The following is a 23423-nucleotide window of genomic DNA, read 5'->3' as shown; positions in this document are numbered from 1 at the left end:
GATCGCCATCGGGGTCACTGACAGAGAAACTCAAGCTGGTATTTGAACCAGAGTTTACCGTTTGGTTATAAGCTGTAACGACTGGGGCTTGGTTAACTTTTTGAGTGGTAATTATGGCAAATTGAAGTCCCCAGTCTTGACCATCATAAGCGCCGATGTAAATTTCGTCAGTATCAGCTACGGAGCCACCGACAAAACGCACATTGCTCAACTGGTCAGGAGTCACAGAGAAGAGATTGGTTTGTTTAACCCCATTGAAAGTGAAATAACCACTGGTGCTGCTTTTGTTGTCGTCGTAGAAATAGTAATGGGTGATGAGATCGCCATCGGGGTCACTCACATAGAAACTCGGACTAATACTGGCACCGGCATTCACTGTTTGGTTATAAGCCGTAACTACTGGTTCTTGGTTTAAAAAGTAGGATCCCGGATTACCAACTAAACCGAGTTCTTCCCAGGCAGGATCGATTTCCCGTTTGATATCCCAAACGTTAATCACCTCATCTTCTGACACCACATCCGAAATATGAGAATCATCTTCTGAGTCATCTATCTGAGTATCTTCTGCGATCCATATATCAACAAATTCTTCTTCAATTTCTTCCTCTGTAATAACGGGATCGTCAATTGTCAAAGGAACATCAGGCACATACTCATCATCCGTGTTTTCTTCGTCTAAGATCGGGTCTTCGATGACTACATCATCTAGATCGGAATCATCCTCATCAACTACTGGGTCGGTATCATCTTCATCAACTACCGGGTCGGTGTCATCCTCATCAGCCGTATTATCTTCATCAACTACTGGGTCGGTGTCATCCTCATCAGCCGTATCATCTTCATCAACTACCGGGTCGGTGTCATCCTCATCAGCCGTATCATCTTCATCAACTACCGGGTCGGTATCATCTTCATCAACTACCGGGTCATCGGGGTCTTCTGGCTGTTCGTCAATCGGGTCTTCCGGTTGTTCGGCTACCGGGTCATCGGGGTCTTCTGGCTGTTCGTCAATCGGGTCTTCCGGTTGTTCGGCTACCGGGTCATCGGGGAGTTGTGAAGTAATATAATCAACTAACTTGTGACCCAACTCACTCGTGCGCCAATCCTTCTGTGGATCGACCACATCATTCATGTGAGCTGCAACGCCTTTCGCTCCTCGCACTTGGAAGATAATATCGTTGTAGTCGCGATCGGTACCCGCATCGACGCGCAAATCTTCCCAAGCAAAAGCACTTCCATCTCCCGTAATATCGGCAATTTGGCCGACATGATACTCGTCATCGGGATTGGCGGTGGCGAGGGAAAATAGGGGACGACTGGCACCACCGATCGCCGGATCGTTCGCCACGCGCTCGATCGCCCCATTCGGAACCATCATGAGAAAAAACTTGTCTCCGGGGCGCATCGCAAAGGTTTTCACCCCTTGATAATCCCCCTGATTCCACTGGCGTTCGCCGAGGGAACCCTCGAATTTTGCCCCTTGGCTGAGGTCGTCGATCGCGATGTGACCCAATTCCGACTCACTTAAAGCACGGCGAGCCGCCTCTTGTATAAATTCGACCGAACCCGGTTCGTACTCTTCCATTCCGGACAAACTGACGATCGCCACCTGTCCCTGATAGCGTCCGCCATCGAAGAGAAAGTCAATACCCACTTCACCGCTTTCACCCACGGTGAAGGTGCCTACGTCAAAATTAATCGGCGATTCGCCAGTATCGCCATCGACCACCGGATCGCTCTCACTTTCTCCAGTTTCGTCCGTCGCCGCATCCTCACCGGAACGGTCTTCGGTTGGGTCGCTTAACTCGGCTTCCGTCTCCTCATTGCTGCTATCGGAACCCTCTTCACCGGAATTCTCTTCCAGAGGGTCGGTTAATTCTGCTTCGCTTCCCTCGTTCCCATTACTACTATCGGCATTATCCTCAATCGTTCCTGCTTCGTTATCGTCACTGGCTACCGAGTTATCGACGTCGGATTCGGAAGACGGATCGGAATCAGGTTCTAGGGTATCTTGCGGATTTTCTGCGATCGCCTCCGGTTCCGGATCGGACTCACTTTCATCTTCTCCCGGCTGTTCGGAAACCGTTTCGTCGCTTGCCGTCACTTCGTCAGTTTCACTGTCAGAACTGACCGGATTGTTGGACGTCCCTCCCATTTCGGTCGGAGGTTCCTCACTATCCGAGCTTAGATCGTTCCCCTCTTCATTAACTGAGCTCTCAGTTGAGTTTTCAGGACTTTCATCATCTTCTAAATCTGAATCTCCCTCATTGATGACCTTGCTCTCGCTTTCTACAGTGTCGCTATTTTCTTCAACATCAGAATCGATTTCACTCTCGTTTGAATCTAAATCATTCTCACTTACGACTGCCGATGAGTTCGTTTTTTCCTCACTTTCCTCATCTTCACCTAAATCTATATTTCCATCATTATTCTCGCTAGACCCCGAAAACTCGTCCCCTACGTCCGTTTCCGCTTCGCTCTCCATCCCCGGATTAATGAGCGGATCGGGTTCCAAATCCCCAGTCAGACCGCTCCCCTCCTCACTGATAGGTTCTTGGGTTACCGGATCGAGATCGGAATCCGTCGTTAACCCTTCTTCGCCGACATCGATCCCGGAAGATGAACTACTCTCCGCTTCATCCCACGAGTTTGCCGTTAGATAGGGGTTGAGATTCTCGTTCGATTCTCCACCGATCGCGCCCGTTTGATTCAACGAACTCTCTGGTTCACTCGATCCGCTCTCCGGTTGACCTACGGAGAGCGGATCTTGTTCTAACCCATCAAGTAAAGGATCGCCGCCAAAACTTTCATCGAGAGGATTGTTGGTCGAGATGCCATCAGACGTCATGAGAATTATCCTTTTTGCTGTGGGACACAGTCAGAAAACAATCAGAAAATAGACAGGCGGCATGGTTCGGTCGGGATCGAGAGCGATCGGTGACCCTACATCATATTTATTGGGAGCATCCCTGGCAAATTATGCAGCCAGAGCAAAATCAATTGAAAAATTTTTGAAAAATTGTTTGAAACCCCGAGTGCCGGAACGGGCGATCGCCTTACTCTGACTGGGATTGACGGGTTTTATCTCTCACCGAAAATCGAGTGGGTTCGACCAATAAAGTAATGTTGTGCTGACCGATGACTCGAACCAATTGACCGGGAGAGATGACGGTTTCTTGCAAACAGCGTGCGGGCCACCAGGAACAACGAAACTGCACCCGACCCAATTGATAGGGGTAAATCGGTTCGTCCACGATCGCGATCGAATCGAAATCGGACGGGTTCAACCCAGAGGACGGGTTCGATACCGGATGCTGGAACAAAGATCGGGTCAGCCACTGCCAAAAAGTAGCACTCATGAGGGTCAACCTCCTTTTCTGTCAAGGTTTTGCCGCGATCGCCCCCAAGATGCACCCGAATCGACGAACGAGAACTGCGAACGTTTAACGTTTGGCGATCGTCTTTGAAAACTTTATTGGGACCGTCTGGCAGTCATCATGCAGTTTTTCCCCTTTATTCATCCGGCGCCCCGTCTTGTATAACCCCTTCATCTTGCAAAATAGAGGGGAAAAATGCGTCAAACTGCATAATTCACCCCTTGCTCTTCCAATAAATCAATGGCAGGCTTAAAGCTATTGAGGCCACTCAAGTATCCCGGGTTATATACAAGAGTCACTTAAATATGGTCTACTTTCCAGAACCGCGTCACTTCGCCGAACGATTTACAAGCGTTTTGGCATTCACGAGTGAAGGAGGGCGTCTCATCCCACGATTGCAGTCCCAACCTCGACTGCGGCGGAATTTCGAGCTTTATCGAGCCAATCATCCCGAGTTCGCGCTGCTGTGCGATCGCCCCTCCCATGAAGCCGAGACCGAATTAGCCCTCTTTTGGCGCGATCTTGCCATTAACGCCAGTCCGGACGATCGAGAAGCATGGGAATCTTTTCTCCGAGAACAATTGGCGATCGCCCATTTAATTAGTTTTTTTGAACGAACTTGCTGCCAAGTTGTTAATAATTCAGCCTCTTATTGCCCCGAACTTCCCATTGAAGATTCTCTAAGTATTCTGCGAGGAACGGTCGGTAACGAACAACAGCTAAAAGAGTGGCTTGAGAAATACGATCCCCAACGAGGAGCGCTTTTAGAAACTTATATTTATCAAATTTTATGCAATACGCTCAGAGCTGAATTGAATTTTGGCCGCGTCTCTAAATGGAGGCGTTTTTATAAAACCAGTGAAGAAGATCTCAAACACGCTTTAGAAATGAATGGTTATAGAGAACCGCAAATCACGCGATTTTTGTGGGGACGTAAAAATTTTAAAAAAGTTTACCTCATCAATCACATTCAATCCCCCAACCGCACCCTAGGAAGTAAATGGCCCGAACCCAAAATTGAAGATTTTCAAGAAGCTGCCAATTGCTTTAATGCAGAACGAATCTTACCGTCAGTTCCTTTAGAAATTTCTTCTTACTCCATCGATCTCAGTGCCTTAGAACTCAAAACATGGATGGAGAATTGTTGGGAAAGCTTGCGGCAAACCAATTCAAACACCCTAATCTCTACTGCAGAAATCCCCGATCTAGAAGATCCAGACAGTTCAGATAGTCTAGAAACTCTAGAAACTCTAGAAACACCTCCATCATTGTTCTCGGGATTTAGTGATTCTCAATTAGAACAGGAACTCAACCAGTGTAAAAATATTCTTAAAATTCAAATTGGTAAATCAAGCATTCCCGTCGATCCGGATAAAGTTTTATTCCTTTATTATGGAATCAATTTAACTCAATCCGATATCGGTAAATGTCTGGAAATCCAACAATATAAAATCTCTCGGTTGGTGGCTAGGTATAAAAAGCAATTGGCAAAGTGCTTACAAAAATCTAGCAACCCCGATCGATGGATTCTTCAGTATGTGCGTCGTTGGCTGCGATCGAAGTATCCCACAGCCGATCGCTCCGATTTAATTGAGAAGGCGTTAATTGAAGCAGTTGAGGCTTTAGACAGTCAAGACCGTCTGTTTTTAAGCGATCTGCTAAGACGCGATCCCTCTTTTTCTTTAGATTTTCCAGAGAAATCGCTAAATTCTGAAGGGTTAGCTACACTAGAAAAAATCGAAAATCAATTAAAACAAAAACTGTTGTACGAATTAGAAGGATGGAGCGATCGATATATCAATTCTTGGTTGGAGTGTTTTTATCAAAATGCCTTGAACACTTTGTTACAGGAAGTCACGAACAGTGATTCACTCGAAAGTTTGACAACAGGAAATGGATCGGGATTACCTCAAGATGGCAAAGCTAAGATTTATAACACATCAATCTCCTTAGAAGTTTTGGAATTGTATCTCCGAAACTGGCTAGCGCAAAATCTGGATGTTTATATAGAAGATTTGAAATCTTGGGAAAAAATATCCCGAATCCTTTCACAATGGCTAGAACAACAAGATTGGAATCAATACTAATAAGGGGAGAACCATGTTGAAAGATCGTCGCACTCATACGGGTATAGAAACTCATACCTTTTCGATCCCTATTCCCAAAATAACTAGGGAAAAAGGATGGCAACTGGCTCAAAATCAATCTAATCCATTAAGTCGTTACACAGCTTATCTCAATCGAATTTCCCTGGATACTTTATTACCATTTTTTCACGAGTGGACTGAGGAAGAAGGACTAGAAAAGCCTTTAAGGTGGCCCGGGAAAGAGCAATTATTTTACTCTTTAGAGTTTGTCTCTGGAACCGCATTGCAAATTGGCGAGATTAGAATCGTGTTAATTCCTTACGAAATTGAGGAATGTAGGGAGTTTATAGTTCCTCAAGAATGGGTGGATTGTCCCGCATATTGTGGAGACTACTATTTAGCTGTTGCCGTCAATTTAGATGTCGAAGATCAAGAAAACTGGCTGAAGATTGAAGGGTTTACCACTCACGAACAACTGAAAACAGTCGCTCGCCATAGGGAGAGCGATCGCACGTACATTATGGAATTCAATGCATTAGTTCGCGACTTAAATCTTATCAATTTAACAAGTCACTTGAAAGTTCGCGAAACTCTCCCTTCTCCCCCTGAAATAGAGCCTAGAGAAGCTGAATATTTATTGAATATTTTGAGCGATTCAACTCTCTATTCTCCTCGGCTTAGAACTGATATTTCTACCGATAAATGGTTGAGCTTAATAAATAATTTAAGCTACCAAAAAAAACTTTACACTCGCAAAATCGGAGAAAATTCTAGTCATAAAATCAACTCCACAGAACCGATTACTTTAAAAAAGTGGTTGGGCGCGATCGCCGAAGAAACTCAAAAAATGTTAAAAGAAGGATGGCAATCTTTTGATAGCTTGTTTGAACCTCTAGAACCTAGTCCCGTTCGCGGTCATTTGAACATAGAACAACACTTAACAGAACCAATTGATTCAAAATCGGAAGCTGCCATTTCGCCGATTATTTCTTTGTTAGAACCCTACCAAAAGAAAAACTTACGCTATCATGCTGCAGGGGTTTTAGGCGAAATTGGTCGGGGACATCCAGAGGCGATCGCCGCCTTAACCGATCTCCTCAAAATAGAACAAGACGAGGAAATGCGTTGGCAAGCTGCTTTAAGTTTAGGAAAAATAGATCCGGGAAATCCAATATCGGGAACTAAGAAAGCAAAGTTAATCGATTTGGGTTTACGCTTACATGCTCGTGAAATTGCCTTGATTATTGCCATTATTCCCAAGGATGAGGAGCGATTGGGAGTTTTCGTGCAGGTGCGATCGGTCAATGAAGAGTTGCCTACTGGACTAAAATTGAGTATTCTATCAGAAACTGGGGAAGTTATTCCTAAGTTAGAAGTTGAAGCTCGCAGCGATACGGCAGGAGAAGGAAAAGATAATTCAATCCAACTCCGTTTTACTCCACCCTCGGGAACGGTATTTCAAGTTCGAGTGACGTCGAACGATCGCGAATTCACTGAAACGTTTATCGCCTGAGTTTAGAAGGTTAAAGGGTTCATTATGGTCACGATCGCTTTTCTCAAAGTCGATACGGGGAATTTAGAGGAGGGATTGAGTTTGTCCGTTCAAATAGAGCAAAATGGACGCTTGATTTTCGAGCGATCGCAGGCCAGACTTGCCCCCAATTCCGAACTACAGATGCTCTATGAAACGTGGTCTGAAAAATTTGTCACTCTCCGACATCTTCGAGGTTGGGAGATTGACGAACAGTTACCGACCAATAGTTCTTTTAAAGACGATCGCGATGCTTGTTTGGATTTAGTCCGCCGAACAGAAGCTAGTCTAAAAAACTGGCTCATCGACGGAGGTAACGAACATTGGCGAACGGTTCGGGAAGAATTGAAAAGTCAATTCAAGATCTATAGCCATGAGTTTTATCTTGTCATCAAAACCAATGACAAGCTTTTGTGGAAATTACCTTGGTATGCTTGGGATTTATTAGAGCAGTATCCCGATGTTGGCATTGGCTTTATGTTGCCCGATTTCCAAGCTCCTTCTGGAGAGGCGATCGCCGATCGCGAACGAGTTCGGATGTTATCAATTTTAGGCAACGATCGCGGTTTGAATTTATCGCCAGACCGCGAAGCTATTCAAGGGTTAACAAATACCGATCCGCATTTTTTAGATAAGCCCAGTTCTCGCCGTGTAATTGAAGCCATTCGAGATAAAAGAGGTTGGGATATTCTCTTTTTTGCCGGACATAGTGAAAGTCTGGGCGATCGCGGTCGCATTTATATTAACGAACGGGAATCGTTGGAGGTATACGAGTTTAAAAATGCGTTGCAAGCGGCGCGCGATCGGGGTTTAAAATTAGCAATATTTAACTCTTGTCAAGGTTTAGCATTAGCCAACGAATTAGCCTCTTTAAAAATTCCGGCGATCGTCGTTATGAAAGAGGCGGTACCCGATCGTGTCGCCCAAAAGTTTTTAAAAGAGTTTTTGACCGAATATTCGAGTGGCAAACTTTTACAAACTGCCGTCCGTAAAGCGCAAGAGGCATTAGAATCGGAAGGAAAAGAGTTACCCGGCGCCACCTGGTTACCCATCGTTTGCCAGCATTCCGGTCAGTTTACTCCCCGATGGCAAGATTTATTAAGTACGCGCCGATATCGGTATCCGAAGTGGCGATCGCGCCGTATTTTACGTAAACTAAAAACGGCGGCAATTGCCAGTCTTTTAGTTTCACTGGGAGTCATCACCATTCGCTCTTTTGGCTGGTTACAACCTTTAGAAATGTGGGCTTACGATCGCGCGCTCCCGTTACGATTAGCCGAAGATCCAGACGATCGCATTGTACTCGTTACAATTACCGATGACGATTTAGAACGTTTAAATGAAGGCGAGAGTATTAGTGACGCAACGACTTTAAAAATTCTTCAAAAAGTGAACCAATATAAACCTCTAGTAATTGGATTAAATATTTATAGAGACCTAGAATCATCGCCAGGTAGATCGGAGTTAGAAAAATATTTTCAAGAATCCAATAAAAATATTTTGGGGGTTTGCCATTTTGAAGACTCTGATAACTACACCGGAAGTCAACCCCCACCTGGATTAGATCCAAAACGTTTAACTTTTACAAATTTTAAACCCGATTCGGATGGAGTCATTCGTCGTCATTTATTAAATATTACACAAAACGGATCGAAAAACTCCTGTACGAGTTCTAATTCTTTAAGTTTTCAATTAGCTAGATGGTATCTTTGGCAAAAAGATAAAAAAATAGATCGAAACAATCATAACGATTCAGTCATTTTATGGGGGGATACTGAAATTCAGCTACTACCACTCGATCGCTCGATCGGAAGTTATCAAATTCATGACGGAAAAGGCTCTCAAATTTTACTCAATTACCGAGCAGGAGATCCATTTATAAAAAAAATCAATTTAGAGCAGCTTTTTAACGAAAAAAATATAAATATATTCAGCAATAAAATTGTTATTATTGGATATTTATCAGAAAAAATAAAACAAGAATTCCACGATTTAACGCCATACGGAGAATGGCCATCTCTACTGATTCATGCTCACAAAACTAGTCAATTATTGAGTGCAGTAGAAAATCGACGACCTTTACTGTATTTTATGCCTCCTTTTTTCGAGCATCTTTATATTTATCTATTAAGTTTAATAAGTGCAATTTTTGTTAAATTTTTCAAATCAAAAATTATCAAACAAATGAAAATTTCTTTGGTAGTATTGTTTCTAATGATTAGCTATGTTCTATCTTTAAATTTTGGTTTATGGCTTCCTTTTATTCCTGCCTTGTTTTCTGTTTTGGCAACTTTGATGTATTTAAAATACAGTAAAAAATAATTTTTCTTGTAATCGGAAGGATAAGAAATGAAAACCAAAGTCAATTTCGTTGTTTTATTCGCCACTTCTTCTTTGAGTATATTAACTTATTTAGTCGGTATTTCAGCCGGAAATATCTTTGGCAAAACTAGCAATAATTTAAACAACTTCTATAAAAGTGAAGAACCTCCACTTTACGATCCTCCAGATAGAGGAAAACCTTCAAATACAACTAATGGTTCCGAACGAGGTGATTGTGAAGAATTGGTTGCGTCGCCAATTGCACTAACTCCTTTGACACCAGATAATCAAGATCCGGGAATATCTCAATTACCTGAAGGTTTTACCTATACAATGGGTTGGACAATCGAAGAGTACCCCACTTTTTGGGTTTATCTTCCTGAAATTTCTTCTAATCTTAAAACAGCTCACTTTAAAATTCAAAATCTGATTGAAGATCCGATTGAAATTGCATTACCTGGAGAAGTGGGGATTTTTTATTTTCGCTTACCACTCGGTAAGCCTTTACCGATAGGTAATGAATACCAATGGTACTTTTCTTTAGTTTGCGATCCGACAAGTCCGGCTAAAAATCCAACAGTTAATAGTTGGATCGAACGGATCGATCCGACTCAATTACAACAAGAATTAGCCCTCAGTGATGATGAAGAATCGCATATTTACGCGAGAAATGGGATTTGGCACGAAACTATCGCTCAATTAGCGGAACAGAAGTGCCAAAATCCTCAAGATCCGATAGTGTCTCAAAACTGGCGTGAATTTTTAGTCCAAGTAGGATTTGAAGAAATTGCAAATGAGACCTTGCATTGTTCTCCCTTAGTAGTGAAATAAATAGATTGGGGAGGCTTCAAGAATTAAAAAGGCTTTCCCAATTCCCAACTAAAACATAAGGAGCCCAAAATAATGGATCGTCATAGATATATTCCTGTTCTAGTAATTTAATTTGGCTTTGGCGGAGTGCTTCAGCTTTAGTTAATCCTCGTTCGATTAAATTTCGGTAAAATTCCTGCATGAGTGTTGCTGTTGAGGTATCGTTAACAGTCCATAAAGAAGCCAAGGTACTGCGTGCACCAGCTCTAATGGTTACCCCTGCAATTCCTAATGTCGCACGGTTATCATTTTTAGCCGTTTCACATGCACTCAAAACCAGTAATTCTATCGGTCTGCGATCGCCTCTTTGCAGTAAATTACTTAATTCTTCTAAATGAATAATTCTGTCATCCTCATTACTTGAAGGATCGGGATAAACAATTAGAAATGTTTCTTGAGGATTAGAACTGAACTGACCGTGAGTTGCTAAATGCACAATTGGGTAGTCTGAAAACTGCGTTGCGTTTTCTAAACTATTTAAGGTTAAGTCTTGGTCTAATAAAACTTCTGATTGAATGATTTCTTGAATCGTTTGCAGTTCATTTTTTACTGCAGGTAATTCCGGTAAGTTACGAAATTGTGGATCTACAGAAAGTCCCCCCAGAAGTGTAGTTAAGTTTTCGGGGGGTTGAGAGACGGGAATATTTAAGTTCAAAGATAGGGCGATCGCATATTTTTCAATTAGATATTGTTCTCCGTCATAAAGACTCCCGATGGGAATACTTCTTAAGTTCCCATCGAGAACAAAAACCAGTGTTATCGTTTCGTCATTCAAGATATTCTGTTGTTCGCCGGGAGCAATTAACCAATCATAAATTTGTCGAGCAATATTTTTACCTTGTTGACTAAAACCTTGTGTTTCTAATTCTATGCGGAATTCTTTTAAAAGAGATTCTATCGATGCTTTGTCAATTAATTGAGGGGGATAATGATATAATTTTCCTCCTTCTAATTCGACAATGACTTCTAGACGATCGCGCAAAATAATGGGGTAAATAACTGCAGTTCCTGGCGGAATAATCTTTTGGGGTGCGACCGTTGAATCCAAGCGGCAATTGAGATAGTTTTCTAATTGAGCCAGTTGTAATTTATCAATTTGTTCGCGGGCTATATTTAAGTTTTCTGTTTTCGGATCTTTCAAAAGAAGATCGACGAAATCTCGATAAACTTGTTCGACATTATCTCGAAATGAAAATTGAATATCTGGATCGATTTTAAGCAGATCGTTACGAAGAATATCGAGGTCTTCAATAGCTTTTTGATAATAGGCGATCGCCCCTTCTCGATTCCCTTGACTCGCCAATAAGCGTCCCAGTTGCCATTTCCACTGATAAGCCAGATCTCGCGCTGCTATAGCTTCAGAATCTTCAAGGGCTCCTTCGGTAAGCTGCTTAGCTTCTTGCCAATTTTGTTCGGTTAATTCTTGGGAGTTACTGGCATAAAATTCGTAATACTTAGCTAAAGTTCCTTTGGCGGTAGAAATGAGCCGTTGATGATTTAGGGTTTCCGCATCTTGTAAGGCAGTAATGATGAGAGTTTCAAGTTCTTTGTCGGACAAAAAATTTAAAGCAGGGCGATCGTTTTCTTGTAATGAATTGCAGTTCATTAAACTGCACGCCAAATCAAGCCTCACTCGAACTAAAGTAGCACTGGAGTTTAAAGTATTTAATTCAGACTGAATAGTTGCAACTAAATCGCTAATTTTCTCGTCAGCGATCGCGAAATTACCGGATAAATACGATTGCAAAATTCCGAGATGAGCTAAAACTTTTAATAGGGGCTTGTCGGCAATTATTGTTACTTTTTGATAAAGTTGGACTGCCTTTTCCAAACTTTGTTTTGATTCTGCTTCTAAACCGTAGTTTTTCTGGCGATTGGCTAAGGCTGCAAGGGTATGACCTAAATGTAGTGAATTCAAACTTTGTAAGTCCGATGAATTGAGGCGATCGCTTAATTTCAGACTCTCATTCAACACCCATTCCGAGGCTTCCAACTGCCCGATCGCGCGTAACGCATTGCCCAAACTTCGCAAGCCAAGCGCCCGCAATTCCAAATTCTCAATTGCTTCAAATTCTCCGACAAATTCCTTTAATTCTGCCTCGTCTTTCGGTAAGCGATCGCAGGTTTTCCCTGGCACTCCCAACCCCTTCAATAAACTATTGCAAGAACGCCGATAATGACCCATTTGCTCTAAGGCTAAGGCTTGATTGATTTGCGTTCCCAAAATGCCTTTCGTATCATTTACACTAGCGTAATCCTGCTCGGCTTGCTCCCAAGTTTCAAAAGCGGATTCTGCTTGTCCGACTTGTAATTGATACTGTCCTTTTGTATTGAGCGCGAGGGCGCGAGTTTGCCTTTCCGCATCGGTTCCCCCCGTTAGGGGAAGGGCTTCTAAACTGGATAAAATTGCCCGTTCGGCAGCTTGCCAATCCCCAATTTTTTGATAGACTAAGGATAAATAACTCGACGCGATCGCCTCATTCAAAACTTTTCCCTGTTGACGATATAAGTCGCGGGCTTGAGTTAAAGCCGTTACCGCATTTTGATAGTCTCCAGTCTCGTAAAATTCTCGACCGCGTTCGACCAACTCCGAACCCTGTTGGGAAATATTCGGAAGTTGGGAAACTTGGGTGGGATGAGCCGAATGAGCGAGGATCGAAACCGGAGTGATTCCCGCTAGCAATAAACCGAGAAGACTCCAAATTAAATATGTTTTTACTCGCTTTAAAAAGGAGTAAAATTGACGGAAAAATGCACCCCATTTTCTTGCCATGTCCGTTCCCTCGAATCGATCTCTATTAACGGAAGTCCCCAATCTAAACGAGCTTGAAATTTATTGCTCAGTTGTAATTGTAAACCCAATCCGGTTGAAATCAACGTGTTACGATCGCTCGTGGGACGATCGCCTTCATCCCAATTCCAACCGACACCGAAATCGACGAAGGGAATCAGGCTCAAACTGCCGCCCAAACGGGGAAATGACCATAAGGGATATTGCAATTCGACGGACGCCAAAACGCCATTATCAGTTAATAAAGAATCTTGACGATAACCGCGCACGCTATTCGATCCGCCGATTCCGAATTGTTCTAGGGGGAGTAAGGCGCTGGTGGAGAGCTGAACGTCGCCGCGAACGAGGAGTAAGGGAGCGCGGCGACCGGGTGCGGGATTGTCTTGCAAGCGCCGCACCCACTGTGCTTGTCCCCGCCATGCGAAAAAGCGGCTATCGGGTCCGTCGTCGTGGGTGGTGGCGTCGAATACGTCCAATCCGAGGCTAAATTCGGAACGAGCGGCGAAAATTTGGCGGTTGTCTTGTCGTAAGGCTTCTTGGAAAAAGCGCAAGGCGGAAATCCGCGTTTCGCCGTCGCTTTCGGCGCCGGGAGACAGGGGAAAATCGACGCCTAAAATCGAGGTTTGGCTTTCGCGACGGGAAGCAGTGAGACCGAGGGCGATTTCAGTTCGCACTAAGTCTCGCGCTTCCGATAAAGGAAGCTCTCGATTGCGGGAGGCGATCGCCTGGATCACGGGTTGACGGTAAGTGATTTCGTAATTACGCGAATCGGCTTCGATGTCAAGTTCGTTAAAGGGTTTTTCGACAATTTCGCTGGCTCCTCGGCTGTAGAGGAAGCTGAGGCTACCGTTACGGGAGTTGACGGGCAGGGTGTAGGCAAAATCCCAGGTGTTGCTACCGTCGGTGTTGGCATAGTTGACGGTGGCGAGTCCGGCAAGTCCGAGGGGGTTGTATTGGCTGAGTTGGGCTTGGCGGCGAAAACTGCCGACGGAGGGGGCGCGTCCGTTATCTAAAGAGAGTTGAGAGCGCCAGGGGTTCGCTTCTCTCACGCGGATTGTGAGGAAACTGGTTTGGGGGCGGACGCCTTCGGAGAGTTCGGCGGAGAGGCTTTCGATGCGCGGGTCGAATTGCAGGGTGTAGAGGGCTTCGAGGAGGCGATCGCGGTTGAGGAGGTCGCCGCGTTGAAGTCCGAGGCGGTTTTCGATATATTTGGTGTAGGCGGAGCGGTCGCGATCGATCGCCTGGATGTCGATTTTGGCGAGACGGTTTTCTAAAACTTGGACGGTGACGATGCCGTTGCGGACGGTTTGGGGGGGAATGACGGCGAAGGTACCGAGGTAGCCGCGATCGCGGTAGAGCTGTTCGAGTTGCGATCGCACTTCGTCGAGCTCGGCTAATGTGAGGGGGCGATCGCGGTAGGCGGCGCCGATTTCGGCGAGTTCGTCTGGGGTAAACGCACTGCTATTTTCAATTGCAAACTCCCTCACGGGCAAGGTTTCGGCGGTTACGGCTGCGATTTGGCCGTCGGTCCGATCGAGGGTTTTTGTGGGGAGGAAGGGGGGACAGGCGGGAGATGAAAAGGGAGAGGAGCGATCGATCGCACTTGTCGTGGAGATGAGGCGGTATTCCCCAGTATCGCTGCGTTCGATCGCGTTGGCTTGCTGGGGTAAGTGAGATGAGCGATCCTCTGGATTTGGAGGGGAATCGCTGCGGTTTTCGGGTACTTCGTCGGTGAGACTCCAATCTTCCCAGGGGGCGATCGGGTCGAGGCGATCGCCCGGAGATTGCGGAATACCGCCTTTTCCGGTTTCGAGATATTCGCTGCCACGGGCCAAACGGCAGGGGTCGCGATCGATCAGTCCGGCGACATCGACGATTTCTTCTTCAAATTCCACTGTCCCGCGATTGGGGTCGATATCGGGGGTGTTGAGTCCAATTTCACCGCTTAAGGTCGGATCTGTGCGCGAAATTGCCGTCAGATCGCTCGTTTCGGGTAAATTTGTGGTGGGATCGAATTGGCTCAAATCCCCGTCGAACAGGCGATCGAGTTCCTCACGCGATCGCACTTCCAATCCGAAAATTCCTTGTGCGGAAATTCCAATGACCCCACCCCGACCTTCAAAAGCATTGGAAGAGATATCACTATTTTCTAACGCAGCAATAATCTCGGTGTCGAGGTCGATATTGCCTCCATTTCCTGGAAAATCTGCGGTTCCCGCCGTGGTCGAGAGTTGACTTTGACGGCGCAAAAATATACTGCGCGATCGCACGATAATATCTCCCCCTTCGCCGGAAGCGGTTTCTGCGGTCAGTCTTCCCGTATCCAGGCGCAATTTGGGGGTAATCACCGTTAAATCCCCCGCCGAACCGCCACCAGATGCCGCATCCACTGCGACTTTGCCGCGTTCGGCGATCGTTAATTCCTCACTTTCGATTTGCAAACCGCCTGCATCGCCACTATTCCCGGTGACCACAGTAATCCGGCTGGGTAGAAAGCCATCCGCATCTTGTGAGGGTCGAGGTTGCTGTAGGGGGAATGCAGATCGTCCCGTGACCGTCACCGATTCGTTCGCATTGACCGTCACGGCCCCGCCTCGTCCGTCGGTAAATGTATCGGCAGAAATTGCCGCCCCTTCACGGACCATGAGGCGATCTGTTGTTACGGAAATATCGCCTGCATCGCCTCGATTCGTGCTAATTTCTCCTATCTGTTCCCCCGATTGTTCGTCGAAAATTGGGAAAGGTTGAGACTGACTAAAAAGTCCACTCGGAATACCCGTTGCATCGGTTCCAACTAATTCTATAGTTTCCGAACTGGTGACATTTAAATTACCTCCCCGTCCGGAACCCACGGTATTAACCGAAACTTGAGCACCTCCTAGAATGCTCAAGTCTTCAACATTAATATCGATCTGTCCTCCCGCTACATCTGTTGTTGTTAATGCCGTAATTTCTGCGCGATCGCCGAGGCGTAGAAATTTACTAATAATCTGAATATTTCCCGCATTTCCTGTTGCTATGGGGGTGACAAAAGTAGCGATCCGACTCCTTGCAAAGCTCCCTTCTGGATTAGTAGCAACTCCGCTTATTTCTAAGACTTCGCTATTGGCGATCGTGATATTTCCTGCATTGCCAATGGCGGAAGTTGCCGCAGAAATCGTTCCCCCTTCTGTTATCGAGAGGCGATCGCTCGTAATTTCAATATTACCTGCATTGCCCGTTGCTAATATTGGCGCATCGGGAATCGGTTCGACAATACTGGTGATACTACTCAGACCTGCAATTGAAAACCCACTAATTTCTACCTCTCCCGCCCGAATTTCTAGATCGCCTCCTCGACCTGCTGCAAAAGTGCTGGTTGAAATTTGCCCGCCATTTTGGAGGCGGAGGCGATCGGCTTCTATCCTCAAATTTGCTGCATTACCATTGCCCTCTGTTTGTCCGAATAAACCTGCTGCAAAAAAAGGATTGAAAGGCACATTTGGAGGTAAGTTAGGAGGGGGTGGTAATTCTAAAAATCCACTAATTTCGATGTCTCGGGCTTTAAAAGTTAACTCTCGTCCGGGTAGAGATCCATAGGTACTACTCGTAATTCCAGAATTCTCTATAATTAGGCGATCGCCCCGTACTTGAATTGCTCCTCCACTCCCCGGTTCATCCATCGGCGATCGCGGGGGAGCTCCACTTGCATCGACTATTGAATTTTGGAATAATTCAACATTGCCAAATTGCCTCACCCCATTATAATTAAAAGAAAAACCCCCAGAATTGGGAGTTAAATCGATCGTGCCATCGATCGCACTACCGAGCTCAATTTGTCCCTCAAATGCTGTAAGATTTCCATTTTGAAAACTCAGATTTCCCCCCAATAATCCTAAGCTTCTCCCCGGGGCTACGGCTAACCCTAAAGGGGCGCCGATACTATTCGGCGGCAATCCGTCCGGTCTAACTTGAGAACGATTAATTATACTCGCTGAATTATTTTCAAACTGGAGTTGACTGGGTAAACTAACGGTTAAAATAGGATTTTCTATAACTGGATCGGTCTCGAAAAAACTGCCATCTTCAAAACCGACTCGATTCGCCGTAGTCGCGAAGAAGGAACCGCCAATCTGCAATTGAGCGTTACGTCCGAAGATGATTCCATTGGGGTTAATTAAAAATAAATTAGCAAATCCATTTGCGGCGATCGCGCCGTCAATATTAGAAATAGAATTCCCAGTAATTCTCGAAAAAATTGTTTGAATGCTCGGAGCATTATTAAAAAATACATTTCCTCCCGTCGGGATAGAAAATTCATCAAAGCTGTGAAAGAGATTCGCCCCTCTTGTCGTTCCTCCATCAATTTGGAAGTTATTGCGATCGGAATTAACAACTGAATTTTCTGGAAGCGTAGAATCGGGGATAATTTGCGCGATCGCAGGTGACGCATCCCCCCAAAAAGCCCCAATCAAAAAACTTCCAGAAATTAAGCAAAAATGAGATAGCTTTATTGTTTTTTCAGCTCTCATAGTTGATGCACCCCAAACATCTATCCATCTTCAATCAGCCAAATTTCTGTAGGGACACGGCAATGCCGTGTCCCTACCTTTGCTACAAAAATATTACAATCCTTCTGTAAAGTTAATACAAATTGCCCGGACAGTAAACTTAATTGTAGATACCATTTCTTATGTTAGCAACCTAATGAAAAATTAGTTAGTAGTGATTTTAAAGATATCAACATTATTCTGCCTTTATTTCAATTAATCCTAAACGAGAAATGTCATGTAATTCCCCATTCCCTGCTATCTCGTAATGATTAGGTGAATCATTCCAGACTCCTTCATTGGGGAAGTTTTCAATATTATGATTCATATGAACAAAATCCTCGCCTCCTGTCTCAGGTGATTTATTATTTGGTTCTGAAGGATGCCAATTTAAATAGCTTATAGGGCTACCATCAACCCATTTAAAACTTCCCTCTTGTGTACCATAAATTTCACTGTCTGTTAATCCCAGCCAATATTTTATTTCTTTACCAAAAGTCTCAAGCAGCCAATTTTGTTCATCAGCATCATTAATGATTACTAAATTCCCCCCGAGAGCTTTAGCCTGTTCCTGAGCCCCCAACCAACTATCAGCACTACTTACAACGTACCGATTGCCTGTGTTGGGATTCGTGTAAATTGGTTGAGTTGTATCAATCAGTTCTATTGACTCGTCAATAATAGTATTAATTTCCTGACGTACCTGAGCCAAAGTTGCACCTGCTTCCAAACGAGAACGCCAGTAATCTAGCTCATCTACTTCAACATCACGCCCCAAAACATCCTCAAAAATCTGAGCGATTGCTGTTTCAATCTCCTTGTTACCTCGATCGTCCCCAGCCGCTTCAATGATTTCAGGGCGGAGATCCTCTAAACTTTCACCATTTTGCCAACGACTTTCCCACTCAACAAATCTGTGGACATCTCGACCAATTGCTTCATTAGAAATCGTATTAATTGGATGTTGGTCACTCAAAACTATAGAATGGCTACCTCCAGTGCCAATTTCGTAGTCACCTTCAACTAGTTGAATAGTGATGGTTTCATCATCTTCTAACTCATAATCTCGTTTGGGTATAACACCAACAGTTGATATGTTTTGTCCTGCCTCAATGGTTACACTTCCAGACAATTCTTTATAATCAATCTCAGGAGTTGCATCACCACCGATAGAGTAATTAACTGTAATTGGCGTACTTAAGGGCTCTCGGTTGAGTATGACAATAAACTGTCCTGCATTGCCATTTTCATTAGCTAAAGCATCAGTTATTTCTAAGGTAATAAGTGGTAGACTATCTTCAATCGTAACAACTGCATTATTTTGATTGCCCAGAACGTATGTACTCTCTTCACTAAGAGTGAGTTCGATTGTTTCATCTTCTTCTACTGCTGAATCTTTAATCGCATTAATATCAATCGTGGTCGAAGTTTCTCCCGCCGGAATCACTACGGTTCCCGTGAGGGGTTGATAGTCGTCTCCATTAGTCGCCGTCCCTGCAATTTGATAATTGACGGTCAAGGCATTTTTAGAATTGCCAGTACGAGTGACCGTAAATTCACCTGGAGTGCCACTTTCCGACGCATTGGGTTGAGTCGCGGTAATATTTACAGTGGGTTTAGTCCCGTAAAGATTTAGCTGCCAAGAAATTAACTCACCTTCAATTTGATTGTCGTTCTCGTCATAAATTTCTAACGTCCAATCTCCTTGTGACGATTCTCCCCAATGACGAACGGAAGTCATCGTCCAATAATTCGATTTGGGATGAACTTCATAGGTTTCACCAATGCCATAAGGATCGTCCCCAATCGATTTCATTAAATGCGATTCTGTCCCATCGGGAGACTTGAGAACGATTTTTAAATCTTTCCAATCACCATGAGCGAGATTGAGCAAAACCTCGGCATGTTCGACGCTGATATCTTCAGTAATCTTAATAGAATCGCTCGTTCCTTGGCTGTCGAGAATGTCTTTAAAGACATTTTTGATTTTATTTTCTGCGCTTACGCGAACCTCTTCTGCGACTGGCGTCCAGTCTTTGGCGGCGGTGACGGCGGCGACGGGATCGACGGCACCAAATCCGTAGTGCGGATTGACATGATATCCACCGCCATTTTCTTGCCAGTCGGGATGTTCGGGATCGTTTTTATATGCAGTTTTAGCGAGAATATGTTGGACGTCTCGTGTGGTTAAATCAGGATTCATTTCTAGCATTAAGGCAATGATTCCAGAGACAAAAGGTGCGGCGGCGGAAGTGCCTCCAAAGTCACCAACAAATTCCGATTCAACGGTTGTAGTTGGGATTTGATAGTCTTCACTGGCATTGTCAGAAAAGGCTGAGATGAATATTGATGCACCTCCCGTACTGTAAGGTGCGTAATGATAATCGCGGGTAATAGCACCGACGGCGATCGCTCCACGAGAATTAGCTAAGTTGTTGTAGTTAATATTGCCAATATTAGCTCCATCATTGCCCGCAGAAAATACATAAATATTGCCGAGTCCGTCACGACCTTCTTGAGAGCCTCTTTCGATCGCGCTTAAGGCTAAGGGGATTTCCCGCATGTACTGCGGTCCCCAACTATTATTGAAAATATCAATTCCATGGTTACGATTTTCTTCTGTGGAAGCAGAAGTTCCATCGAATAAAGCACTAGCAATCAACCATCCCTCAGAATCATAAGTCGGGTTGACCGCATCGGTATTCCCGATTAATCGCAAGCCAGCAAATCCAGCTTTTGGAGACACACCAACTAACCCCTCACCGTTTTCTTCAGGTAACGCAATCCCAGCAACTGAGGTGCCGTGAGGATTAGCTGTTTCAATTTTTAACGACCATTCCTGAATCAATTGCTCGAACTGCCGTTGCGCCTGCTGCATTTCTCCTTCATTTTTGAACGGTGTTTTCGGTTTAATTTGTAATTTCCACATTCCTGCGGGATAATTACTCTCAAACTGATCTAAATTGAGTTCTATCCGATCTGCATCTCCGTCAAGATCGAGTTTAGCGCGTTGGGAGAATTGGAAATCGTGCCATCCAGGAAAACTCCACCAATACCCGGCAAAACTGCGCCAGTCAAAGGGATCGATATCGGGTCTGGCCGGACTGTGTAAAATGAAATCAAAATCTTGTAAATTGGGTAAATTATTTCCTCCTTTTCCTCCTTTTCCTCCTTTTCCTTTTTGCGACATCTCAAACGCAACGCTTAAATCGGTAATCTCTCCAGTTAGGTTAACCGGAAATTGATATTCAATTCCTTCGATGCCATCTACCGTTGGTGTTTCTTTAGAAAGATCGAATTCAAAGGTTGTTTCTGAGTAAGGCAAGGGATCGCTGTCGTTATCGCTAAAATCCCAACTCAATTCAGGATAATATCGTTCTTGGGGTAATTCTAAATGGGTATATTCGAGTCCATCATCGACAATCCCGATGACAATACCCTTACCTCGCACGGGTTCACCTGTCCTCGGGTTAATCAGATCCCAAGCGGCTGATACATTGGAGTCGATCCCGGATTCAAAGTTCGTTTGAAACGGCCATTGTGTATCTTCAAAAAGATAATCCTCTGGGACATGCATCAATTTCAGAGGAACGGGAACCTCGGGGTAAGCAAATTCAATGCCATCAGTTTCGGCGAGGAGATTGCTGATATATTCTGGCGAAGTCTGAGGTTGTGGACCGGATTCAAATTTGAAAATATAAGTATTGGGAAGTTGTCCGGTTTCACCTAAATTCACAGCTTGAAGTGAGGCGGCTAATTGTTCGGCGGACTGTCCTGGGGTGACCCAAACGACCCACTTGTCTGTTTTTGCTAATTCTTCTGCACTATAACGGTTTAAATCGGCGGCGGCGGCGGCGTCGAGTTTGAATTCGTCGGAGAGTTGAAAGCTGACGGGATCGCTAATTAGAGAAAAGCGATCGCTGGCGACGTTACTTTCGAGTCCTTCGAGATCGTAGGCGATGGCGCGCAGTTCGTAGCTTCCCGGCGCTAAGTCGCTCAAATCGTAACTGAAGTCAAAGGTTATTACTCCATTAACGTCGATCGCAAATTCCGTGACCTCTCCTGCATCAATAATTTCACCGTTACCGTTGACCAGTTCAAATTTAATGCGATCGAGGTCGGTGGCGCCGTCGGCATCTTCGACTTTCCCCCCAGAAAAACTGAGGATTTCGCCGTTGGTATACAAGGGGAAAACATCGAAGCGTAGATTTACCGGAGATGAATTCGGAGGTTCTCCAGGAAGTGCTGGGGTCTGAGGCGGAGTAACGATCGGTGGTTGCTTTCCTGGGGTTTCCGGGATTGTCGGTTCGACGGGGACGGGTTCGACGGGGACGGGTTCGGATGGGTTGTCAGGGACGGTGAAGGATTCGATGACAACTTGGCTGGTTTTCCCGGCGCGATCGTAGGCGCGCGCTTTCACGCGATACGTTCCTGGCGGTAGCTCTTCGTCCCACTCGTAGCTAAAGCTGGCGGCGGTCGTGTCGGAATCGTTGGCTTCAAACTCGGTTACAGACGAGATCTGCCTCCAATTTTGACCTGCCGTTTGTAAGAAGAAGTCGATGCGATCGAGATCTTCAAAGCCGTTGCGATCGCGCACAGTTCCAGCCAGCATTTTTGATTGACCGGACTCACCCCCGGAGATCGTCAAGTCGAGATCTTTTGGCGGAATATTATTATTTCTCGGTTTTAATTCTTCCGGTTCTTGTGCGATCGCAATGTCATTATTTTCAGGTGAATCGTTCTGTTCGTTTTCTGGAAGATCGAGAGCTTCCTCTGGGGAATTAGTGACTTCATCTTCTGGAAAATCGAAAGCTGCTGCTACTGGGATATTATTAATTTCATTTTCTGCATTGGTAGCTTCCTCAATTTGAGAATCGATCGGTTCTTCTACTGATGTATTTGATGGATTGGTAGTTTCGTTAACTGGAGGGTTTTGCGGTTCCTCCGTGGCCGTTTCTGGAGCGGCGATCGCCTCGGACAGCTTTTTTTCAATATAAATAAAACTATCATTATTATTATTGTCTTTATCCTGTTTCCCGCCTTCCCCTTCAATGGTTAAAATAATCCCATCGTCGGTGTCTTGTTGGCGAATATATAAACCATTGCCGATATCGGGAGCGATCGACAAAACTGGTCGGTGAGTGCCATTTAAATTAGGATTCTCAAAAAACTCTTGGATCGTTCCTTTCGGGAGAAGCATCAAGCCAAACCCATCTCCCGGCTGCATGGTCAAAGTCTGGGAGATTCGAGTATTAATCTCTTCTAGGGACTGAGTTAAACTCTCTTCCCAAGAAAATACCCCGGTACTGGCGGATAAATCTTCTAAATCAGAAACAGTAAGTTGTCCCCCCAATAAAGAATTACTTAAGATCCGCCGTGCGGCTTCTCGATAGTAAGTGATTGAATTTTCGGCAAAATCTTCCATTCCTTGCCGACTATACCAGCCACTTTCAAAAATGTTTTTATCGCCGTAAGCAATATCGAGATTGACGGTTCCATCTTCAGTGACGAAATAGCCTGAATATGTCTCCAATCCCGTTAAGTTGTCTACCCCAAAAGTATAGTCTATTGAAGATTCTAAAGAAGTTATCTTGAGGGAATAGGTTCCCGGCAATAAGTTGTTTAAATCAAGAGAGTTTAAACCTTCAGTACCGCCTAATTCTTGCGATCGGATAACTTGTCCGGCGCTATTCTCTAAAACCGCACCGATCGCGCCTCCCAAATGACTGAAAGATAGATACCAATCGTCTTGTTCGCCAACGATTAATGAATAAGTTTTTGTAGACCCGGTTAAACCGAAATAACCCGAATATTCGGAGTTTGTAGAAATAAAAGTATCATCAATTCCTGACATAACTATCCCCCCATCAGCTTGAATTCGATCCCGGATATTGCGGGTTTAAAACGTTGTTGTTG

At 44.6% G+C, this 23423-nt stretch carries 9 protein-coding genes; 4 read left to right on the top strand and 5 right to left on the bottom strand.

Features of this window, described 5'->3' with window-relative positions:
- Together JJD41_RS22570 and JJD41_RS22565 are read right to left on the bottom strand one after the other, a co-directional pair.
- Positions 1 to 2848, bottom strand: a 2848-nt coding sequence (locus JJD41_RS22570) for a DUF4114 domain-containing protein (protein WP_200669785.1), incomplete at its 3' end; no start/stop codon positions are given.
- 208 nt (positions 2849 to 3056) lie between these two features.
- Positions 3057 to 3359: an NfeD family protein gene (locus JJD41_RS22565; protein WP_200669784.1), complete on the bottom strand. Its 303-nt coding sequence runs from the start codon at positions 3357 to 3359 to the stop codon at positions 3057 to 3059.
- Positions 3360 to 3958: 599 nt separating this feature from the next.
- Here JJD41_RS22565 and JJD41_RS22560 point away from each other — a divergent pair.
- The 4 genes from JJD41_RS22560 to JJD41_RS22545 all read left to right on the top strand — a co-directional run bounded on the left by JJD41_RS22560 (position 3959) and on the right by JJD41_RS22545 (position 10148).
- Complete coding sequence (locus JJD41_RS22560) at positions 3959 to 5464, top strand: sigma-70 family RNA polymerase sigma factor (RefSeq protein ID WP_200669783.1); 1506 nt, start codon at positions 3959 to 3961, stop codon at positions 5462 to 5464.
- Between the two features lie 13 nt (positions 5465 to 5477).
- Complete coding sequence (locus JJD41_RS22555; protein ID WP_200669782.1) at positions 5478 to 6977, top strand: DUF1822 family protein; 1500 nt, start codon at positions 5478 to 5480, stop codon at positions 6975 to 6977.
- 75 nt (positions 6978 to 7052) lie between these two features.
- Entirely contained in the window at positions 7053 to 9317 is a 2265-nt protein-coding gene (locus tag JJD41_RS22550) for a CHASE2 domain-containing protein (protein ID WP_234489065.1), read from the top strand.
- A 27-nt stretch (positions 9318 to 9344) separates the two neighbouring features.
- Positions 9345 to 10148: a DUF928 domain-containing protein gene (locus JJD41_RS22545; protein ID WP_200669779.1), complete on the top strand. Its 804-nt coding sequence runs from the start codon at positions 9345 to 9347 to the stop codon at positions 10146 to 10148.
- Between the two features lie 16 nt (positions 10149 to 10164).
- Here the strand turns inward: JJD41_RS22545 and JJD41_RS22540 are convergent, their stop codons facing one another.
- From JJD41_RS22540 to JJD41_RS22530, 3 genes are all read right to left on the bottom strand, one after another.
- Entirely contained in the window at positions 10165 to 12960 is a 2796-nt protein-coding gene (locus JJD41_RS22540; protein WP_200669778.1) for a CHAT domain-containing tetratricopeptide repeat protein, read from the bottom strand.
- On the bottom strand, positions 12912 to 17432 hold the full coding sequence (locus JJD41_RS22535; RefSeq protein ID WP_200669777.1) for a two-partner secretion domain-containing protein: 4521 nt from the start codon (positions 17430 to 17432) through the stop codon (positions 12912 to 12914). The genes JJD41_RS22540 and JJD41_RS22535 overlap by 49 nt, the downstream gene beginning before the upstream one ends.
- Before the next feature lie 271 nt (positions 17433 to 17703).
- Positions 17704 to 23361 carry a S8 family serine peptidase gene (locus tag JJD41_RS22530; protein WP_200669776.1) on the bottom strand — a complete coding sequence of 1886 codons (5658 nt, stop codon included), beginning with the start codon at positions 23359 to 23361 and terminating at the stop codon, positions 17704 to 17706.
- Positions 23362 to 23423: the final 62 nt, after the last annotated feature.

Origin of the sequence: Oxynema mangrovii CENA135 (assembly GCF_016632315.1) — a bacterium.
Lineage (GTDB): Bacteria > Cyanobacteriota > Cyanobacteriia > Cyanobacteriales > Laspinemataceae > Oxynema > Oxynema aestuarii.
This window is presented reverse-complemented; position numbering and strand designations above follow the sequence as displayed.

Coding starts and splice junctions, on each gene's coding strand:
- JJD41_RS22530 (WP_200669776.1), bottom strand. CDS start 23,361: ATGTCAGGAATTGATGATACTTTTATTTCTACAAACTCCGAATATTCG.
- JJD41_RS22565 (WP_200669784.1), bottom strand. CDS start 3,359: ATGAGTGCTACTTTTTGGCAGTGGCTGACCCGATCTTTGTTCCAGCAT.
- JJD41_RS22540 (WP_200669778.1), bottom strand. CDS start 12,960: ATGGCAAGAAAATGGGGTGCATTTTTCCGTCAATTTTACTCCTTTTTA.
- JJD41_RS22545 (WP_200669779.1), top strand. CDS start 9,345: ATGAAAACCAAAGTCAATTTCGTTGTTTTATTCGCCACTTCTTCTTTG.
- JJD41_RS22555 (WP_200669782.1), top strand. CDS start 5,478: ATGTTGAAAGATCGTCGCACTCATACGGGTATAGAAACTCATACCTTT.